The sequence below is a fragment of the Sphingobium salicis subsp. salicis genome, from assembly GCF_049472635.1.
In the GTDB taxonomy this organism is placed as follows: Bacteria; Pseudomonadota; Alphaproteobacteria; order Sphingomonadales; family Sphingomonadaceae; genus Sphingobium; species Sphingobium yanoikuyae_A.
Genome location: NZ_JAYRCS010000001.1, coordinates 4191683 through 4210637, shown reverse-complemented (window position 1 = coordinate 4210637; position 18955 = coordinate 4191683). Strand labels below are relative to the sequence as shown.

Below are 18955 nucleotides of genomic sequence, written 5' to 3'. Positions count from 1 at the left end.
GATCAGGCTATCCGCTTGCCCCATGGCCAATTCGACCTCCACCACCACCCAGCCTACCCCCATGATGGCACAATATTTCACCCTCAAGGCAGAGGCGCAGGATTGCCTGCTCTTCTACCGCATGGGCGATTTCTTCGAACTCTTCTTCGATGACGCCAAGATGGCGGCCGCGACGCTCGACATTGCGCTCACCAGCCGTGGCGAACATGCCGGGCAGCCGATCCCGATGTGCGGCGTGCCGGTGCATAGCGCCGAATCCTACCTGGCCCGACTGATCAAGGGCGGCCATCGCGTCGCCATTGCCGAGCAGACCGAGACGCCGGCCGAAGCCAAGGCACGGGGCGGCAAGGCGCTCGTGGCACGCGCGATCGTCCGCTACGTCACCGCCGGCACGCTGACCGAGGAAACCCTGCTCGACAGCCGGCGCGACAATATGCTGGTGGCGCTCGCGCAGACAGGCGGGGAAGGTGATCTGGGCCTGGCCGCCGCCGACATCTCAACCGGCCGGTTCGAGACGATGACGGTGCGCGCCGACGACCTGCCCGCCGAACTCGCCCGCTTGCGGCCGAGTGAAGTGGTGATTGCCGAAGGGTCGACATTGGAGGTCGCCAACAGCCATCCGTTCGACAAGGCGGCCTTTTCCAGCACCCGCGCGGAAGAAGCGCTCAAGCGCCTGTTCGCGGTCGCGACGCTGGATGGTTTCGGCCAGTTCAGCCGCGCCGAACTGGCAGCGATGGGCGGTCTGATTGCCTATCTCGATCATGCGGGGAAGGGCACGCTGCCCTTCCTGGCGCCCCCGCTCCGCAAGACCAGCGGCGCCCATGTCGCCATCGACGCGGCGACGCGCGAGAGCCTGGAAATCGTCGCGACCACTGGCGGCACGCGGGCGGGCAGCCTGTTGGGCGCGGTCGACCGGACCGTCACCGGGGCCGGCGCCCGGCTGCTGGCACAGGATCTGTCGGCGCCGCTGATGGATGCGCCGCTGATCGACGCGCGGCTGGGCCTGGTGCAGTTGTTCCATGATGACGCGACGCTGCGCAGTCAGTTGCGGGCAGCACTGCGCGCGTTGCCCGACATCGGCCGTGCGCTCGGCCGTGTCGCCGTGGGGCGGGGCAGCCCGCGCGACCTCGGCCAATTGCGCGACGGCCTGGGCGAAGCGCGATTGCTGCGCGAGCGGTTGGGGCGCCTGGCCGATCAGCCGCTGTTGCTGACGCAATTGCTGCCGGCGCTCGACGGTCATGGCGCGCTGGTCGATGCGCTGGCGCGCGCATTGGTGCCCAGTCCGCCGACCGAGACCAATAATGGCGGCTATATCGCCGACGGCTTCGATCCCGCGTTGGATGAGCTGCGCCGCCTGGCTGGCGACGGCCGCCGCGCGATCGCCGCGCTGGAGGCGCAATATCGCGAGCAGACCGGGATCAGCGCGCTCAAGATCCGTCATAATGGCGTGCTGGGCTATCATGTCGAGGTGCCGGCCCGCGCCGCCGACCAGCTGATGCAGCCCGAAAGCGGCTTCACCCATCGCCAGACGCTGGCCGGGGTCGTGCGCTTCAACTCGATCGACCTGCACGAACAGGCCGGACGCGTGGCGCAGGCCGGCGCCCATGCGCTGGTGGCGGAAGCTGCCCATCTCGAAACGCTGATCGAGGCGGTGCTGGACCGCAAGGCCGACATCGCCCGCGCTGCCGATGCGCTGGCGCGGCTGGATGTTGCCGCCGCGCTGGCCGAGCGGGCGGCCGAAGGCGGCTGGCAACGCCCCCATTTCGTGATCGAGGACGGGGTTGGCCCCTGCCTCGACATTGTCGGCGGCCGCCACCCTGTGGTCGAGGATGCGCTGCGCGCGCAGGGCCAGCCCTTCGTCGCCAATGATTGCCGGCTGGTCGCGACCGACCGGTTGTGGCTGGTTACCGGCCCGAACATGGGCGGTAAATCGACCTTCCTGCGGCAGAACGCACTGGTCGTCATCCTGGCCCAGGCCGGTGCCTTCGTACCGGCGGAATCGGCGACGCTGACCCTGGTCGACCGCCTGTTCAGCCGCGTCGGCGCCTCCGACAATCTGGCGCGCGGCCGGTCGACCTTCATGGTCGAGATGGTCGAGACCGCGGCGATCCTGGCGCAGGCGACCGAACATAGTTTCGTCATCCTGGACGAGGTCGGGCGCGGTACATCCACCTATGATGGCCTCGCGCTCGCCTGGGCGGTGGTCGAGGCGGTGCATGAGGTCAATCGCTGCCGCTGCCTGTTCGCCACCCATTATCATGAACTGACGCGCCTGTCTGAAACGCTCGATGCGCTGTCGCTGCATCATGTGCGGGCGCGCGAATGGAAGGGCGATCTGGTGCTTCTGCACGAACTGGCCGAAGGGCCGGCCGATCGCAGCTATGGCCTGGCGGTGGCGCGGCTTGCCGGCTTGCCGCCCCTGGTGCTCAAGCGCGCCAAGGATGTGCTGGGCCGGCTGGAGGCAGGCAAGGCGAAGACCGGCGGCATTGCCGCGGGGCTGGACGACCTGCCGCTGTTCGCCAGCGTCGCGACCCAAGCCGAAGAGGTGGTCGATCCGCTGCGCAACGCACTGGATGACATCGATGCCGACGCTCTGTCCCCGCGTGAGGCACTCGATCACATATATCGGTTGAAACAACTGGCCGCCGCCAGTCACCACGAGTAGACGAGAGCCATGGTCATGCAGTTCCCCAGCCTGGGGTCGCGCCGCGCGATCATTGACCGGCGCGCGATTTCCGACAGCATCAACGCCCTGGCGCAGGAGCACCGGGGCGATCCGATCAAGCTGCGCGGGCTGATCGTCAAGGAACTGAAGGCGGCTTTGGAGCATGGCCGCGCGGATGTCGCGCGCCGGTTGGAGGCCAAGCCGACTCGCGGGCGCGAGGCAGTCACGGCCTTCGCTTTCCTGATCGACCAGATATTGCGGCTGCTCTACGACGCCACCACCCACCATCTCTATCCGGCCAGCAATCGCAGCACTGGCGAACGGATCGTGCTGATCGCCGTCGGCGGCTATGGCCGGGGCGAGATGGCGCCGCACAGCGATGTCGACATCGGCTTCATCACCCCATGGAAGCCGACCGGCTGGACCGAACAGATCATCGAATCCATGCTCTATTCGCTGTGGGATCTGGGGCTGAAGGTCGGCCATAGCAGCCGTTCGATCGACGAGACGATGCGAATGGCCAAGGCCGACCTCACCGTGCGCACCGCCCTGCTGGAAGCGCGCTATGTGTGGGGCGATCGAGCGCTTTACGAGGAAGTGGCCGCCCGCTTCGACAGCGAGATCATGCAGGGCACCGCCCGCACCTTCGTCACCGAGAAGCTGGAGGAACGCGACGAGCGCCACCGCCGAATGGGCGACAGCCGCTATGTTGTCGAGCCCAATGTCAAGGAGGGCAAGGGCGGCCTGCGCGACCTGCACACACTCTTCTGGATCGGCAAATATGTGAACCGGGTGAAATCGGTCGCCGAACTGGTCGATGTCGGACTGCTGACCGAAACCGAGCTGCGCCAGTTTCAGAAGGCCGAGGATTTCCTGTGGGCGGTGCGGTGCCACCTGCACACCATCACTGGCCGGGCCGAGGATCGGCTCACCTTCGACCTGCAGCTGGAAACCGCGACGCGGATGCACTTCACCGCGCGCGCCGGACGATCCGGGGTCGAGCGCTTCATGCGCTATTATTTCCTCAACGCGAAGGCGGTCGGCGACCTGACCGCGGTGTTCCTGGCACATCTGGACGACCAGCTGGCCGAACGCGGACGCCGCTATATTCCGTCCATCTTTCGCCGGCCCAAGAAACTGGATGGTTTCGTGCTGGATCGCGGGCGGCTGGCGCTGCCGAGCGACGATTTCTTCCAGGCCGATCCAGTTCGCCTGGTCGAGATATTCGCGGTGGCCGACAGGCATGGGCTGCAGATTCATCCGAGCGCGATGCGCGCGGCCAGCCGCGACGCCGGCCTGATCACCGCCAAGGTGCGCAAGGACGCACGCGCCAACGCCGCCTTCATGGATGTGCTGACCAGCCCGCGCGACCCGGAAACGGTGCTGCGCTGGATGAACGAGTCCACCGTGTTCGGTCGGTTCATCCCCGATTTCCGTCGCGTCGTGGCGCAGATGCAGTTCGACATGTACCATCATTATACGGTGGACGAGCATACCATCCGCGCGGTCGGGCTGCTGGCCCGAATCGAGAAGGGCGAACTGGCCACCGACCATCCGCTGGCGACCGAGCTGATGGGCAAGATATTGTCGCGCCGGGTGCTCTATGTCGCGGTGCTGCTGCATGACATCGCCAAGGGGCGCGGCGGCGACCACAGCATATTGGGCGCGGAAGTGGCAGAACATCTCTGCCCGCGCCTGGGCCTGACCGCCGCCGAGACCGAGACCGTCGCCTGGCTGGTGCGTTACCACCTGCTGATGTCGGCCACCGCCTTCAAGCGCGACCTGGCCGACTACAAGACGATCCTCGATTTCGTCGAAGTCGTGCAGAGCCCCGAGCGGCTGCGCCTGCTGCTATGCCTGACCGTGGTCGATATCCGCGCGGTGGGGCCGGGCGTCTGGAACAGCTGGAAGCGGCAGTTGCTGGGCGACCTCTATGATGCGGCCGAGGAAGTGCTGCGCCTGGGCCACAAGCAGAAGGGCCGCAGCGAGCGCGTTGCCGCCAAGCAGGAGGCGCTGCGCCAGGCGCTGGGCATGGATGAGGCGACCTTCGCCGCCTTTAGCGGCCGCATGCCCGAAAGCTACTGGATCGCCGAACCGGACGATATCCTGGTCCATAATGCGCGGCATATATTGGAAGCGGGCGACTCCTCGCTGTCGATTGCCGCGCAATATTATCCACAACGTGGTGCCACGCTGGTCACTGTCTATGCGACCGACCATCCGGGCCTGTTCTACCGCATTGCCGGCGCGATTCACCTGGCTGGCGGCAACATCATCGACGCGCGCATCCATACGACGCGCGATGGCGTCGCGATCGACAATTTCCTGGTGCAGGATCCGCTGGGCGGCGCCTTCCACAGTCCCGAGCAGCTGGCGCGGATCAAGGCGGCGATCGAGGACTCCCTGTCGAACCGCCACCGCATGATCACCAAGCTGGAAGCGCGCCCGCTGCCCCGCACCCGCGCCGAAGCCTTCCGCATCGAGCCCAATGTGTTGATCGACAACAAGGCGTCGAACCGCTTCACCGTGATCGAGGTGAATGCCCGCGATCGGCCGGCGCTGCTGTTCAGCCTGGCCAATGCGCTGTTCCAGTCGAAGGTGACGGTCCACAGCGCCCATGTCGCCACCTATGGCGAGCGCGCGGTCGACACCTTCTATGTCACCGACCTGCTGGGCGGGAAGATCGAGAGCAAGGCGCGGTTGCAGACGCTGGAACGGCGGCTGCTGGAGGCGGCCGGCGGCGAAGTGGGCGAGGCACTGGAGCGCGCCTGATTGCTACTCAGGCAATGGTCATGACGTCGCCGGGTGACAGCAATGGCAACAGGCGCAGCATGTCGTCGCGGTCGACCGCGACGCAGCCGGCGGTCGGACGTCCTTCGGACAGATGGAAGAAGATAGCGCTGCCCATGCCCGGCACCGGCGGCGCATCATTATGGCCCAGGATGACGATCACGTCATAGGCATCGTCGCTGCGCTGCAGGCTTTCGGTCGAGAAGGGCCGGGGCAGGCGCACGGGACGGTTATAGGCGGGATCGGCCGGATCGTCCGACCAACCATCCCCCGCATGGATCCAGCGCCAGGGCAGGGCGATGCCGGTGGTGGAGACCTTGCCGGGGCGCAGCAGCACCGCACGGATCGGCCAATTGCCCAAGGGGGTGCAGCCATCGCCTTCGCGCTTTTCGGCGGCCGCGCAGGCGCCGCTGCGGCCGATGGTGCAGGCCATGTCGAGATCGCCGAAGCGCAGTCGCCCGGTGGCGACATCGACATGGATGACGCTCATAGCTGGTGGCCGGTCCGGTCGCGCTTGGTGGCGAGATAGCGTTCATTGTGCGGGTTGGCCGGCAGGATGATCGGCAATCGTTCGACCACCTCGATCCCTGCCGCCTGCAACCCGGCCACCTTCTGCGGATTGTTGGTGAGCAGCCGCACCCCGCCAATGCCGAGCAGGTCGAGCATCCGCGCCGCGACCGAGAAGTCGCGCGCGTCGATCGCGAAGCCCAGCCGCACATTGGCGTCGACCGTGTCGAAGCCCTGATCCTGCAGCGCATAGGCGCGCAGCTTGTTGACGAGGCCGATACCCCGGCCCTCCTGACGCAGGTAGAGCAGCACGCCCCATTGCGCATCGGCGATCTGATGCAGCGCCTGATGCAATTGCGGGCCGCAATCGCATTTCAGGCTGCCGAACACGTCACCGGTCAGGCATTCGCTGTGGATGCGGATGACCGGGGGCGATGCATCGCGCTTGCCGACCACCAGCGCGACATGTTCGCGCGGCTCGTCGGGGCTGCGGAAGGCGATGATCTCCGCGCTCTCGCTTGCCGATACCGGCAGGCGGGCACGGGTCGCGATGGCGAGGTGGATGGCATCGTCATAATCGCCGACATCATCGGCGCTGACGTCCGCCTCGACCGGGCCGTCGCCTTCGAGCAGGAAATAGGCGGGCAGGATACCGGCCAGCCGGGCCAGGCGCAGGGCGGCCTTGGCCGCCTGGGGCGCCGGCAAGGCCCGCGCACGGAACGGCCCCTTGAGCGGCGAGGCGAGGTCCAGCACCGGATCGGAAATCGAGGTCGCGACATCCGCGTCGATCCACGGCGCTCGTTCGATCAGTACCGGCAGGTCGGGATCGGCCGCCGCCAGCTGGTTGGCGAGCTTCAGCGTCTCGGCGCGGGCGGCAGAAATCAGGATATCGGCCTGCCCCTGCGGATCGAAATCGGCCAGCGTCACCGCATCCGCACCCTCGATCGCCATCAGCCGGATCGCGCCATCGGGCGCGGTCAGGCGGATCGCCCAGCCGCGACGCAGCGCATCGATGGCGCGGGCAGCGTCCCGCCCGTTCATCAGAAGGCGAACTCGGTGATGATCGGGATATGATCGGACGGCTTTTCCCAGCTGCGCGCGGGTTCGACGACACGGTGAGCGACCGCCTTGTTGGCGATATCCTTGGTCATCCACATATGGTCGAGGCGACGGCCGCGATCCGACGCCGCCCAATCCTTCGCGCGATAGCTCCACCAGGTGTAGAGACGCGCCGGGGCAGGGTGGAAATGGCGGCCGATATCGACCCAGTCGTTCGACGCCTGCAACCGGCCCAGCAGTTCGCATTCTTGAGGCGTATGGCTGACCACGTCGAGCAGCTGCTTGTGGCTCCAGACGTCGCATTCCAGCGGCGCGATGTTGAAGTCGCCGGTCAGGATGGTCGGCTTGTTGTCGAGCGCGCCGGACCATTCGATCATCCGCTCGATAAAGTCGAGCTTCTGGCCGAATTTGGGATTGACCGTGCGGTCGGCGACATCGCCGCCGGCGGGAACATAGACATTCTCGATCCGCACACCATTGTCGAGGCGGATGCCGACATGGCGGGCTTCGCCATTGGCCTGCCAGTCAAACCGGTCATCCTCATGGATCGGCACCTTGCTCATGATCGCAACACCATGATGCATGCGCTGACCGTTCAGCACCTGATGGACATAGCCCAGGCGCTTGAACATGTCGGTGGGGAAAATCTCGTTCACCACCTTGGTTTCCTGCAGGCAGAGAATGTCGGGCGCTTCTTCGGTCAGGAAGCGTTCGACGATGTCGATCCGGGCGCGGACGCTGTTGATGTTCCAGGATGCAATCGAAAGGGTATCGGCCATGAAAAGCACCTAGGGTGCCGCGCGCCCGCGCGCAAGCGCCGGACAAAGTAAGACCCCCGCTCCGGGGGCGTGGAACGGGGGTCTCGATCGCGCCCTTGAAGCGCTTTGCGACGGGAGCGGTGTGCCGGGTAACAGGGGGGAAATCCCGGTCTGCGTCTCTCGCCGTGATCTCTATCTAGGCGATCCGATATGAGCGGCAGATGAACGATGGCAGAAAGTTTTCAGCCCATCGTTCCTGCGGCCCGCCCTAGCCGTTCGGACGGCCGCGCGGACGCGGATCGGTCCAGCGGAAGGCGGAATCAGCAACCGGCACGCCATATTGCTGGTTCGACAGACGCACCGCCGTGCGATTATTCTGCGCGTCGAGCGCGACCCAGCCATACAGCTCCAGCCCGGCCGGCGACGCAGGCTTGCGCTTGAAGATCATGGTGATGGTGCCGAATTCGGGCCGCTTGGGGTCTTTCGCCTGCACGCTCAGCACGGTCGGGTCGCCGGTGGGCACGACGGTGCCGAATTTCGACAGATCCTTGGTCGGGTCGATCAGCGCGGCCAGCGGCGAATTGCCGATCGGCCAGCGCTGCACCTGGCGCACCTCATAGTCGATCAGGGTCAGCGCCTTGCCATCACCCACGATCAGCAGCGGCACGCCCTTTTCATATTGGAAGCGGATCTTGCCCGGCTGCTTCAGGGTCAGCTTGCCGGTCAGCACCTGGCCATTGCGGTCGGTCTGGCTGAAATCGGCGGTCAGGGTGGTGACGGCGCGGATATAGGCATTGACCTGATTGAGGTCGGACGGTGCCGCCTGCTGGGCAAGGGCATAGCCCGCCGGCACAGCAACCAGCGCGGTGGCGAGGGACAGGGCGACAGGCGCGAGGATGCGCTTCATGCAATCATCTCCGGGTTGTTCGGAAAAGGGGGCATAGGAGGTGGGGCTTGAACCCGCTGTGAACCTTGCTGTTCCATCGAAGGGAAAGGATCGATCGGAAAGACCAGACGGGGGAGAGCGGCCGTGAAATGGCTGGCTCGATCCCCCGTGCTCCCGCCTCGCCATGCCGGTCTTACCGGCGGCACCGCTCCAATTATGTTTATCGGCGCGGCAGCAGCGACGCCTGCCTAGACCGATTCGCGGACAAAAAAAAGGCTGATCCGAAGATCAGCCTGAAAAGTTTTTAGGAGAGGATGCCTGAAAGGCCTGTTCCTAATGTCCCAAAGCCCCTGTCACGACAAATGCGAAGGCAGCAAGCATGGTTGCACGGAACGCAATCGCTCAAGGAAAACAGGCATTTCGTAGCGTCAGAGCGGATTGCCATTCTCGTCACGCAGCACTTCGCGGCGACCGACATGGTTGGGCGGGCCGACCAGCCCTTCTTCCTCCATCCGTTCGATCAGGCGTGCGGCACTGTTGTAGCCGACTCGCAGCTGGCGCTGCAGCCAGCTGGTCGAGGCCTTCTGATTCTCGAACACCAGCTGGCAGGCCTTGCGGAACAGCTGCGCGTCCGGGCTGTCATCGCCCAGGTCCACGCCGTCGAGCGCGAAGCTGCCTTCTTCCGGCTCTTCCGTGACCGCCTGGATATAATCGGGTGCCCCCTGCGCGCGCCAATGGTCGGCAACCACGCGCACTTCATCGTCCGAAACGAAGGGACCATGAACGCGCATCAGGCCCTTGCCACCATGCATGTAGAGCATGTCGCCCTTGCCCAGCAGCTGCTCGGCCCCCTGTTCGCCCAGGATGGTGCGGCTGTCGATCTTGCTGGTCACGAAGAAGCTGATGCGGGTCGGCAGGTTCGCCTTGATGACGCCGGTGATGACGTCGACCGAAGGCCGCTGGGTCGCGAGAATCAGGTGGATGCCGGCAGCACGCGCCTTCTGCGCCAGACGCTGGATCAGGAATTCGACTTCCTTGCCCGCCGTCATCATGAGGTCGGCCAGCTCGTCGACCACCACCACGATCTGCGGCAGCGGCTGGAAATCCAGCTGCTCTTCCTCATAGATCGGCTTGCCGCTTTCCGGGTCATAGCCGGTCTGGACACGGCGGCCGAGCGGCTTGCCCTTGGCCTTGGCGGCGCGAACCTTCTCGTTGTAATTGGCGAGGTTGCGGACCGAGATCGACGCCATCATGCGATAGCGATCCTCCATCTGCTCGACCGCCCATTTGAGCGCGCGGATCGCCTTGCTCGGTTCGGTCACGACGGGGGCGAGCAGATGCGGGATGTCGTCATAGGTCGACAGTTCCAGCATCTTGGGATCGATCATGATCAGGCGCAGCTGGTCCGGCGTCATGCGGTAGAGCAGCGACAGGATCATGGCGTTGAGCCCGACCGACTTACCCGAACCGGTGGTGCCTGCGATCAGCAGATGCGGCATCGGCGCCAGATCGGCGATGATCGGCTCGCCCGAGATATTCTTGCCCAGGATGATCGGCAGGGTCGCTTCCGCACCGAACTGCTCGCTGGTGATGAGTTCGCGGAAGGACACGCCCTCACGATTGGTGTTGGGCAGTTCGATGCCGATGACGGTGCGGCCGGGAATGGTCGCGACGCGCGCCGACAGCGCCGACATGTTGCGCGCGATATCGTCGGCCAGCGCGATCACGCGGCTCGCCTTGATGCCCGGTGCCGGCTCCAGCTCATACATGGTGACGACGGGACCGGGACGGACCTCGACGATATTGCCCTTCACATGGAAGTCGTCGAGCACGCTCTCCAGCAGGCGGGCGTTGCGTTCCAGCGCCGCCTTGTCAATCTTCTGGCCCTGATTGGCGGGAATCGGATTGAGCAGGTCGGCCGACGGCAGCGAGCTGTGGCCGAACAGATCATCCTGCGACACCGGCGCGGTCGAGCGCTGCACCGGGGCGGGCTTGGGCGCCTGGATGGTGATCGGCGGCTTGGGCTCGTTCGACACCTGCTTGCGCGGCGCGATCACCCGTTCGACCGGGCCGTCATCATCCTCGTCCAGATCGACCGCTCCTCCCTGTCCTGCAAAGGCGAGCGAGGGGCGCGGCAGGCTGAGCCGGGGCAGGGTCGGGCGGCGGATGGTGAAGATCGGCTTTTCCAGCGCCAGGCTGCGATACCAGACGAAGAGGCCTGCCAGCATGGCCACGACCACCAATATGCCGATGATCCAGCCCTGCGCGGCCGGCGCCTGGGCGGTCAGGCTCATCACCCCCTTGGCGGTGACAAGGCCGATCATGCCGCCCCAGCCGGAGGGCAGGCCGACCAGCGGATCGGGCTGGAACAGGGCGAGCGCGATGCCGATCAGGATGATGCCGACCAGGCATTTGCCGAACTGCGCCTTCCACCCAATCATCTCATGATCGCCCCACAGGCGACGGGCGGTAATCCCCATCAGCGGCAGCAGCAGCGCGATCGGCACGCCGAACAGCAGCAGCAGCATGTCGGCCACCATGGCGCCGGGCGCGCGCATGATATTGGCGACATGATCGCCCGCCACCGTGTTCATCGACGGGTCGCTGGGCTGATAGCTCAGCAGCGCCAGCGCCAGGAACAGGGTCGCCAGAAACAGCGAGATCGCCCCGATCAGCGCGCCGCTGCGCACGATGCTGCGCTTGAGCATTTCGCGCCATTCCGGCGCGCGCTTGGCTCCGCGGCTGACAGCCATGGTCAAATGTCCCCCAAATGTTCCGTTCCGGCACAATGCGCCGAGCCAGGAGTCCTCGTCAAGCCTGCGGCCCCTCGGCTCGTCCCACCCCATCCGCAACATTGCGTATGTCACGCGCCTGGGGCGCTGGCGCAAAATAGGCGGCGAAAGGAGATGTCGCCATGTTCGCCTCTTTCTATCCCGCCTTTGTCGTGATTGCCCTGAGCAGCTTTGCGATCGTGCTGCTGGGCGTCAGCCTGCAGGATGCGATGCGAGGGCGCTGAGCGCATCGCCATCGACACGCTGCACGGTCCATTCGTCCATCGGCCGGGCGCCGAGCGCCCGGTAGAAGGCGATCGCCGGCGCGTTCCAGTCGAGCACCGACCATTCGAGCCGGGCGCAATCGCGCGCGATCGCCAATTGGGCGAGACGGGCGAGCAGCGCCTTGCCGGCGCCTAATCCCCGCACTTCGGGCAGGACGAACAGATCCTCCAGATAGAGGCCCGGACGCCCCTCGAAGGTCGAGAAATTGTGGAAGAAGAGGGCAAAGCCGATCGGCGCGCCATCATGTTCGGCGATCAGCACCTCCGCCATCGGCCGGGGTCCGAACAGATAGCGGGCCAGCGTCTCGCGGTCGGCCTTCACTTCATGGGCCAGCTTCTCATAGTCCGCGAGCGCCAGGATGAAATTCGCGATGGTATCGATATCCGTTGATTGCGCGTCCCTGATGATGACCTTGCTCATGCCGCTCCCGCTTCCACATGGGCGATATCCGCCCGTTTCGTGCGCGCGGCGATAAGGCAGCCGGCGACGATCAACAAGGCACCGGCAAGGGTGGTGAGCGTCAGTTGCTCGCCAAAGGCCAGCCAGCCGAAGATCGCGGCCCAGACGAAGGCGGTATATTCGACCGGGATCAGCCGCTGGGCCTCCGCACGCGCATAGGCCCAGGCGAGCGCGGCGAGAGAGGTGAAGGCCAGGATGGCGGCCAGCAGCACCAGCGGCACCGCCGCTCCGATCGGCACGGTCGCCCAGACCGGCGCGCCGATCGCAAACACGCCCAGCATGACCAGATGCTGGAAGAAGGCGACCTCGATCGGCGAGGCGAGCTGGGCCTGCTGGCGCTGGAGGATCAGGTTCCAGGCGAACAGCATCGCCGAGAGCAGCACCGCGCCCGCCCCCATCAGCGCATCGCCATCATAGTCGCCGCGCATCCGCCCCGACAGGATCACGCCCACCCCGACCAGACCAAGCAGCGAGGCACCGATCGCCTGCCGCCCGATCCGTTCCTTGAGCAGCAGTGCTGCCAGATAGAGCGCGATCAGCGGCGCGATGAAGGAGAGGGCGATGGCTTCGGCCAGTGGCAGGCGCATGATCGCCCAGAAAAAGAAGCTGGCCATCAGCGCCACGACAACGCCACGCAGCAGATGCAGGCGCAGCACGGAAAGGTTTGGCCAGCGCTGACGGGTGGCGAGCATCAGGACCAGCCCGAGCAGGCTGCCGGTGATCGCGCGCCAGAGCAGCGCGTTATAAAGGCCGATCGAGAGGCTGAGCCCCTTCATCGCCGCGTCCATCACCGAAAAGAGCGCGACGCCAAGGCAACAGATGAGGAAGGGCAGCAGCACGGACGGGCTGCGGGGAGAGGAAAGCGGACGATCCATCGACGGGTGACGGGATCAGTCGCGACCGGGGCCGACGATCCTGCCGATATGCAATTCGTCGATATGAAGCCGGGTGATCCGTGCCTTGCCGATGCGCAGGCGACCGATGGCCAAGGCGCCAACCGCTATTGCCCCCAATGCAATCGCGCCCAGGGCCAATGTCCCAATAGCGGACGCGCCGACCGCCTGCGCACCCGTGGCGCTTGCGCCATGGGCGATGGCGGACCGGTCGGCGCTGTCCGTCATTCCGCCGCCTGGACCTGTCCCGCGTCGGTTGCCGCCGCTTCGATCTCGGCCGCCTTGGCCTCGACCAGCCTGACGATATGGTCGACCATGTCGGCATCCTGGATCGTGTGATCGGTGACGCCCGACAGATAGACCATATGCTTGCCATTGCCGCCGCCAGTGAGGCCGATATCGGTCTCGCGCGCTTCGCCCGGACCGTTGACGACGCAGCCCAGCACCGAAAGCGAGAGCGGCGTGTTGATATGCTGCAGCCGTTCCTCCAGCGCCTGGACGGTACGGATCACGTCGAAGCCCTGCCGCGCGCAGCTGGGGCAGGAGATGACCTTGACGCCGCGGGTGCGGATGCCGAGCGTCTTGAGCATCTCATAGCCGACCCGCACTTCCTCTTCCGGTTCGGCCGAAAGCGAAACGCGGATCGTGTCGCCAATGCCAGCCCAGAGCAGGTTACCGATGCCGATCGCGCTCTTGACCGTGCCGCCGATCAGGCCGCCGGCTTCGGTGATGCCCAGATGCAGCGGGCAATCGACCGCATCGGCCAGTTGCATATAGGCCGCGACCGCCAGGAACACGTCGCTCGCCTTCACCGCGACCTTATATTCGTGGAAATCCTGGTCCTGCAGCAGCTTGATATGGTCGAGCGCGCTTTCGACCAGCGCTTCCGGGCAAGGCTCACCATATTTTTCGAGCAGGTCGCGTTCCAGGCTGCCGGCGTTGACGCCGATGCGGATCGAGCAATTATTGGCCTTGGCGGCGTCCACCACTTCCTTCACCCGCGCGGCCGAACCGATATTGCCGGGATTGATGCGCAGGCAGGCAGCACCGGCATCGGCCGCTTCCAGCGCGCGCTTATAGTGGAAATGGATGTCGGCGACGATCGGCACGCGCGCGGCGCGGACGATCTGTTTCAGCGCCGCGGTCGATTCCTCGTCAGGGCAGGACACGCGGATGATGTCGACGCCGGCATCCTCGCAGCGACGAATCTGGTCGATCGTCGCCTTGACGTCATGGGTCAGCGTGTTGGTCATGGTCTGCACCGTGACCGGCGCGCCGCCGCCCACGGGGACGTTGCCGACCATGATCTGCCGCGACTGCCGTCGGGCGATGTCGCGCCAGGGGCGCAGGCCGGGATTATGTTCGGACATGAAAAGGGGCTCCAGATCTCTGGAGCCCCCTATAAGCATTAACGCGGCCTTTTAGAAGCGCGCGGTCAGCGATGCGGCAACCTGGTCCGCATTGCCGCTGGTCTGTGCCAGGGTCGTGGCGGTGACGGTGGCCGGCGACGGGAAATAGCTGTCCGGGCGGATGATGTTCGCCTTTTCCACCCAGGTATGGGCGTAGGCAACGTTCAGCGCGAAGGCCGGCGAGATATTCCAGGTCGCGCCGCCCGTCAGCCACACGCGGTCGCCATCGGGCACGCGGGTGGTCAGATGCTGCGGATTGGTCGGCGAACGGTCGAACATGGTGCCGGCGCGCAGCGTGAAGGCGGGGCTGAAATCATATTCGCCGCCCAGGCTGACGCTGTAGCTGTCCTTGTAATCCAGTTCCTTGTTGGTGGTGCCGGTGGCCGAGGTGACCGCGATCCCCTTGAAGCTGGACCAGCCATACCATTTGCCGGTGATCATCGCGCGCAGGTTCGGCGTCAGCTTGTGCATGAAGGACACGGTGACGATATCGGGCAGGTCCAGCGGTGCCGAGGCATCGAACTCGCCATTGGCGGCGCTGAGCGGCGTCACCAGGCCGGAAATGGTCTGGGTGCCCTTGAGCTTGTGGTTGATGCCCGACCGATAGTGGACGCCGACATTGGTGGTGCCGTTGGTGTAGAACAGGCCAGCATTCCAACCGACGGTCCAGTCATCGCCCTTCAGCTTGGTGAAGCCGTCGGTGGTGACCAGCGGCGACACCTGCGGCAGCGCGTTGGTCAGGTTAGCCTTCACATATTGCACGTCGACGCCGCCGCCGATCGAGAAATTGTCGTTCAGCTTGAACGCGGCCGACGGCTGGATGTTGTAGGTCTTGAGGTCGGTGTAGATCGAGTCATAGCGACCGAAGAAACCGTCATCATATTCCAGCTTCAGGCCGAAGGGCGCGTTGACGCCGAGGCCCAGCCACAGCCGGTCGGTGACCTGCGCCGAGGCGTAGAAATTGGGGACCGGGATGACGCTTTCGAACGGCTGACCGCCGTCATTGCCGGTCACCGGCACGCGGGCGGTCGAACCGGGGACCGAGCGATAGCTGCCACGGTTGGTCTGGTGGGCGGAAGCCATCAGGGCGTTGACGCCGGCCGAAACCTGGACGCCCGACAGCTGGGTCATGGCGGCAGGGTTGAAATAGATGGTCGAGGGATCGTCACCTGCAGCGGCGCCGCCAGCCATGGCGCGGCCGGTTTCCACCGGCGACTGTTCCTGAAGATAGAAGCCACCGGCCAGCGCCGGCATCGGTGCGACAATCGCGCCGGTCAGCAGGATGGTGGGAAGAATGCGACGGCGAAGGGACATGGCGTTTCCTCTGCTAAAAACTCATTTGGCCATTTGGTGCGGGCGCTTAAACGCCTCATGCGACTTATGGAACCATGCGCATAACAGCTATCCCGACGATTTCTACAGGCGCCAATGACGGATTTCCGCGATTTTTCGCTCAATTGCCCGGATTTCGGCCGGCTGGACGCTACGGCAAGTGCCGCCCTGTTGCGCCAACGTCACAGGTCAAAAAAAAAGCCGCCCCGAGGGACGGCTATGAAGTTTTAGGAGAGGATGCCTGAAAGGCGAGTTCCTTTTGCGGCCAGGCGGCGTTCGTCGCAAATGCGAAACATGATGGCGCGATTGCGTTTCATGCAACCGGTGTCATAAATCCAAGTTTCCCTAAGGGAAATTCCACATGAAATAATGATAGCGATATCAATTTTGCGCGCTGCGACAGGCTATTTCGCCGCTTGCAATCGCTGATCGACGCCCGAATCACGCAAATGGGATTCGATTTCGGCCAGCAGACGCGCCAATCCCGCGGCATCCGACGCCTCCGCCCGCGCGGTCAGCGCATTCTGGGTGTTGGACGCGCGCAGCAGCCACCAGCCATCGACAGTGCGGACGCGTGCGCCATCGATCGATTGCACGATTGCGCCGGATGCAATCAGGCGGTCGCGCAGGTCTTCGATGATCGCGAACTTGCGGTCTTCCGGCACGGCGATGCGGATTTCCGGCGTGTTGACCATTTCGGCCATGTCGCCACGCAGGTCGGTGACGGTGCGGCGCAACCGGGCAGCCGCGCGGATCAGGCGAACGGCGGCATAGAGTCCATCATCAAAACCGTAAAAATCGTCGGCGAACATGATGTGGCCGGTCATCTCGCCGCCCAGCGGACTGCCAATCTGCTTCATTTTGGACTTGATATGGCTGTGCCCGGTCTTCCACAGCACCGGCTCACCGCCCAGCCGCGCAACCTCGTCGAACAGGGCCTGGCTGGCCTTCACATCCGCGACGATCGGGGCGCCGGGCCGATCCTTCAGCACCACCTGCGCGAACAGGCCGAGCAGCTGGTCGCCCCAGATGATCCGACCGAGGCCGTCGACCACGCCGATCCGGTCGCCATCGCCATCGAAAGCCACGCCGAAATCGAGCTTCCTGGAGAGGACAAGGGAACGAAGATCGGCCAGATTCGCTTCTTCGGTGGGATCAGGATGATGGTTGGGAAAATTGCCGTCTACATTGGTGAAGAGCAGATGATGCTCACCCGGCAGGAGTTGCACCAGCTTCTCCACGACTGGTCCTGCGGCGCCATTTCCCGCGTCCCAGCCGATCCGCCAGGCGGCGCCGTCGAAATCGCGCACCAGCCGTTCGACATAGGTCGGCATGATATCGACATCGCGCACCCGGCCTTCGCCCGCCAGCCAGTCGCCGGCCGCCGCCATGGCGCCGAGCTGCTGGATCGCCTCGCCATGAAAGGGCGCATGATCCAGGACCAGCTTGAAACCATTCTGATCTGCGGGATTATGGCTGCCGGTCACCTGGATAGCGCCCGCCACGTCCAGTTCGGCCTCCGCATAATAGAGCATGGGCGTGGGACCGAGGCCAACGCGCAGCACATCGACACCACTGTCGGTGAGGCCGCGCACCAGCGCCCCCTCCAGCATGGACGAACTCAGCCGCCCGTCATAGCCGACCGCGACCGCTGATCCGCCGGCGCGCCGGACCCAGGTCGCGAAGCTGCGCCCCAGCGCATAGCCGTCCGCTTCCCCGAGCATCGGGCCGACAACGCCGCGCATGTCATATTCGCGCAGCAGGGTCGGATGGAAGCGATGGGCCATATAGTCCTTTCTGGGGCAATCAGCCGGCGGACGGACGATCCCGCTCGGCAAGGTCAGCCAGCAACAGGTCGCGAGCAGCATTGATCTGGGCAGCCAGCGCTTCGGTTCCACCCTTGTCGGGATGGACCGAGGCGATCAGGCGGCGATGTGCGGCGCGGATGTCGGTTGCGCGGGCATCCGCCGACAGGCCGAGCAGGGCGCGGGCGCCCTCCACGTCGGCCCTGTCAGTCTGCACCGGCGGCGCAGCCTTGCGCCTGGCGCGGTTAGCGCCCTTCTTCGCCTTGCCCTGCGACGCGAAGAAAAGGGCCGCGCCCAGCAGGATCGGCGCGCCGAGCGCCGGCTTGCCCTTGGCCGCCAGCACCGCGCCGACCAGCGCCGCCCCCAATGCCATGCCATCCTTGGTCGACATGCGCTGCAATCTCCCGGTCCAGATGAGCCAGCCCGCCAGGCCGATCAGCACCAGCGCGATCAGCCCCATCAGGCGGCGCCGAGCATGTCCACGGACGCGGCATGATCGCCGGTCGGCAAGGCCAATCCGGCCACCATCTCGCGCAGTTCCTGGCGCGCGGCGATGTGGCTGATGCCCAGGTCGCCCAGATGCCCCTTGTCGAGCAGGGTCAGGCCCGAGGGGAAGAGTTCGCGGAAGATGACGCGTTCCGACAATCCGGGAATGACGCGGAAGCCGACCCGGCGCGACAATTCCATCAGCGCATCGCCGACGCGCTTCTTGTTGCGGGCATCATGATGCTGGACGCGGTTGCGCAGCACCACCCAGTCGATCGACACGCCATCGGCCTTGGCGCGGGATTTGCGCGCTTCGAAGATGAGTTCGGAATAGAAGGACAGGCGGCGAACCCGGAAGGTTTCGGCATCGACCTGGCCGATCAGGTCGAAGTCGACGAAACTGTCATTCATCGGCGTGACCAGCGTGTTGGCGCGGGCCGCCATGTGCCGGGCGAAATCATCGTCGCGGCCGGGCGTGTCGACGATCAGGAAATCCTTGCCCTCGGCAACCGCCGCCGCCTGTTCGTCGAGCGCGGCGACATTGTCGCCCTGGAACACCGCAAAGTCGGGTGCCGACAGATCGATGCCGCGGCGGCGCGCAGTTTCCGCGCGATTTTCCATATAGCGGGTGACGGTGCGCTGGCGCGGGTCGAGATCGATCAGGCCGACGCTATGGCCGAGCGCGGTCAGCGCGATCGCCGTGTGGACGGCGGTCGTCGACTTGCCGGTTCCGCCCTTTTCATTGGCGAAGACGATGAGGTGCGTTTGCGCGTTCGCCATCGGACCTTGATAACCCCGTGTTTGTCGCTCTAGATTCTTGACGGTCCCGTGGCGCGAAGCCTAGCAGGAC

15 protein-coding genes are annotated in these 18955 nt (G+C 65.3%); 2 read left to right on the top strand and 13 right to left on the bottom strand.

The genetic code is table 11. The features are described 5' to 3' along the window. Window positions 1-22 precede the first annotated feature (22 nt). The gene (mutS, locus tag VHN57_RS20340) at window positions 23-2665 is read left to right on the top strand and encodes a DNA mismatch repair protein MutS (protein ID WP_284112822.1); all 2643 of its coding nucleotides are present in this window, start codon (window positions 23-25) and stop codon (window positions 2663-2665) included. A gap of 9 nt (window positions 2666-2674) precedes the next feature. Continuing rightward, on the top strand, window positions 2675-5437 hold the full coding sequence (locus tag VHN57_RS20335; protein WP_423285079.1) for a [protein-PII] uridylyltransferase: 2763 nt from the start codon (window positions 2675-2677) through the stop codon (window positions 5435-5437). 7 nt (window positions 5438-5444) lie between these two features. On the opposite strand, the gene VHN57_RS20330 is transcribed toward VHN57_RS20335, so the two are convergent. From VHN57_RS20330 to VHN57_RS20270, 13 genes are all read right to left on the bottom strand, one after another. Beyond that, complete coding sequence (locus VHN57_RS20330) at window positions 5445-5945, bottom strand: L,D-transpeptidase family protein (RefSeq protein WP_284112824.1); 501 nt, start codon at window positions 5943-5945, stop codon at window positions 5445-5447. After that, window positions 5942-7003, bottom strand: a complete 1062-nt coding sequence (gene ribA, locus VHN57_RS20325) for a GTP cyclohydrolase II (protein WP_284112825.1) — start codon at window positions 7001-7003, stop codon at window positions 5942-5944. Before ribA ends, VHN57_RS20330 begins: the two co-directional genes overlap by 4 nt. Then, entirely contained in the window at window positions 7003-7800 is a 798-nt protein-coding gene (gene xth, locus VHN57_RS20320) for an exodeoxyribonuclease III (RefSeq protein ID WP_284112826.1), read from the bottom strand. The genes ribA and xth overlap by 1 nt, the downstream gene beginning before the upstream one ends. Before the next feature lie 247 nt (window positions 7801-8047). Beyond that, window positions 8048-8686 (bottom strand): LolA family protein, encoded by a 639-nt coding sequence (locus VHN57_RS20315; protein WP_004209221.1) that lies wholly within the window; start codon window positions 8684-8686, stop codon window positions 8048-8050. A 407-nt stretch (window positions 8687-9093) separates the two neighbouring features. Continuing rightward, window positions 9094-11418, bottom strand: coding sequence for an FtsK/SpoIIIE family DNA translocase (locus VHN57_RS20310; RefSeq protein WP_017499423.1), 2325 nt, complete (start codon window positions 11416-11418; stop codon window positions 9094-9096). Window positions 11419-11649: 231 nt separating this feature from the next. Continuing rightward, window positions 11650-12141, bottom strand: a complete 492-nt coding sequence (locus VHN57_RS20305) for a GNAT family N-acetyltransferase (protein ID WP_423285075.1) — start codon at window positions 12139-12141, stop codon at window positions 11650-11652. Next, window positions 12138-13055 (bottom strand): DMT family transporter, encoded by a 918-nt coding sequence (locus VHN57_RS20300; RefSeq protein ID WP_423285073.1) that lies wholly within the window; start codon window positions 13053-13055, stop codon window positions 12138-12140. Before VHN57_RS20300 ends, VHN57_RS20305 begins: the two co-directional genes overlap by 4 nt. Window positions 13056-13070: 15 nt before the next feature. Then, window positions 13071-13301, bottom strand: a complete 231-nt coding sequence (locus tag VHN57_RS20295; RefSeq protein WP_004209215.1) for a hypothetical protein — start codon at window positions 13299-13301, stop codon at window positions 13071-13073. Continuing rightward, complete coding sequence (gene ispG / locus VHN57_RS20290) at window positions 13298-14443, bottom strand: flavodoxin-dependent (E)-4-hydroxy-3-methylbut-2-enyl-diphosphate synthase (protein ID WP_063975989.1); 1146 nt, start codon at window positions 14441-14443, stop codon at window positions 13298-13300. The genes VHN57_RS20295 and ispG overlap by 4 nt, the downstream gene beginning before the upstream one ends. A gap of 51 nt (window positions 14444-14494) precedes the next feature. After that, window positions 14495-15796, bottom strand: coding sequence for an OmpP1/FadL family transporter (locus tag VHN57_RS20285; protein ID WP_423285070.1), 1302 nt, complete (start codon window positions 15794-15796; stop codon window positions 14495-14497). 422 nt (window positions 15797-16218) lie between these two features. Then, entirely contained in the window at window positions 16219-17601 is a 1383-nt protein-coding gene (gene pgmG / locus VHN57_RS20280; protein WP_423285068.1) for a phosphoglucomutase/phosphomannomutase PgmG, read from the bottom strand. A gap of 19 nt (window positions 17602-17620) precedes the next feature. Further along, window positions 17621-18079 carry a J domain-containing protein gene (locus VHN57_RS20275; RefSeq protein ID WP_004209210.1) on the bottom strand — a complete coding sequence of 153 codons (459 nt, stop codon included), beginning with the start codon at window positions 18077-18079 and terminating at the stop codon, window positions 17621-17623. Next, window positions 18079-18885: a division plane positioning ATPase MipZ gene (locus VHN57_RS20270; RefSeq protein WP_004209209.1), complete on the bottom strand. Its 807-nt coding sequence runs from the start codon at window positions 18883-18885 to the stop codon at window positions 18079-18081. Before VHN57_RS20270 ends, VHN57_RS20275 begins: the two co-directional genes overlap by 1 nt. Window positions 18886-18955: the final 70 nt, after the last annotated feature.

What these genes read in the sequence shown, in the direction of transcription:
- mutS (WP_284112822.1), top strand. Translation starts at nt 23, where the DNA reads ATGGCCAATTCGACCTCCACCACCACCCAGCCTACCCCCATGATGGCA.
- VHN57_RS20335 (WP_423285079.1), top strand. Translation starts at nt 2,675, where the DNA reads ATGGTCATGCAGTTCCCCAGCCTGGGGTCGCGCCGCGCGATCATTGAC.
- VHN57_RS20330 (WP_284112824.1), bottom strand. Translation starts at nt 5,945, where the DNA reads ATGAGCGTCATCCATGTCGATGTCGCCACCGGGCGACTGCGCTTCGGC.
- ribA (WP_284112825.1), bottom strand. Translation starts at nt 7,003, where the DNA reads ATGAACGGGCGGGACGCTGCCCGCGCCATCGATGCGCTGCGTCGCGGC.
- xth (WP_284112826.1), bottom strand. Translation starts at nt 7,800, where the DNA reads ATGGCCGATACCCTTTCGATTGCATCCTGGAACATCAACAGCGTCCGC.
- VHN57_RS20315 (WP_004209221.1), bottom strand. Translation starts at nt 8,686, where the DNA reads ATGAAGCGCATCCTCGCGCCTGTCGCCCTGTCCCTCGCCACCGCGCTG.
- VHN57_RS20310 (WP_017499423.1), bottom strand. Translation starts at nt 11,418, where the DNA reads ATGGCTGTCAGCCGCGGAGCCAAGCGCGCGCCGGAATGGCGCGAAATG.
- VHN57_RS20305 (WP_423285075.1), bottom strand. Translation starts at nt 12,141, where the DNA reads ATGAGCAAGGTCATCATCAGGGACGCGCAATCAACGGATATCGATACC.
- VHN57_RS20300 (WP_423285073.1), bottom strand. Translation starts at nt 13,055, where the DNA reads ATGGATCGTCCGCTTTCCTCTCCCCGCAGCCCGTCCGTGCTGCTGCCC.
- VHN57_RS20295 (WP_004209215.1), bottom strand. Translation starts at nt 13,301, where the DNA reads ATGACGGACAGCGCCGACCGGTCCGCCATCGCCCATGGCGCAAGCGCC.
- ispG (WP_063975989.1), bottom strand. Translation starts at nt 14,443, where the DNA reads ATGTCCGAACATAATCCCGGCCTGCGCCCCTGGCGCGACATCGCCCGA.
- VHN57_RS20285 (WP_423285070.1), bottom strand. Translation starts at nt 15,796, where the DNA reads ATGTCCCTTCGCCGTCGCATTCTTCCCACCATCCTGCTGACCGGCGCG.
- pgmG (WP_423285068.1), bottom strand. Translation starts at nt 17,601, where the DNA reads ATGGCCCATCGCTTCCATCCGACCCTGCTGCGCGAATATGACATGCGC.
- VHN57_RS20275 (WP_004209210.1), bottom strand. Translation starts at nt 18,079, where the DNA reads ATGGGGCTGATCGCGCTGGTGCTGATCGGCCTGGCGGGCTGGCTCATC.
- VHN57_RS20270 (WP_004209209.1), bottom strand. Translation starts at nt 18,885, where the DNA reads ATGGCGAACGCGCAAACGCACCTCATCGTCTTCGCCAATGAAAAGGGC.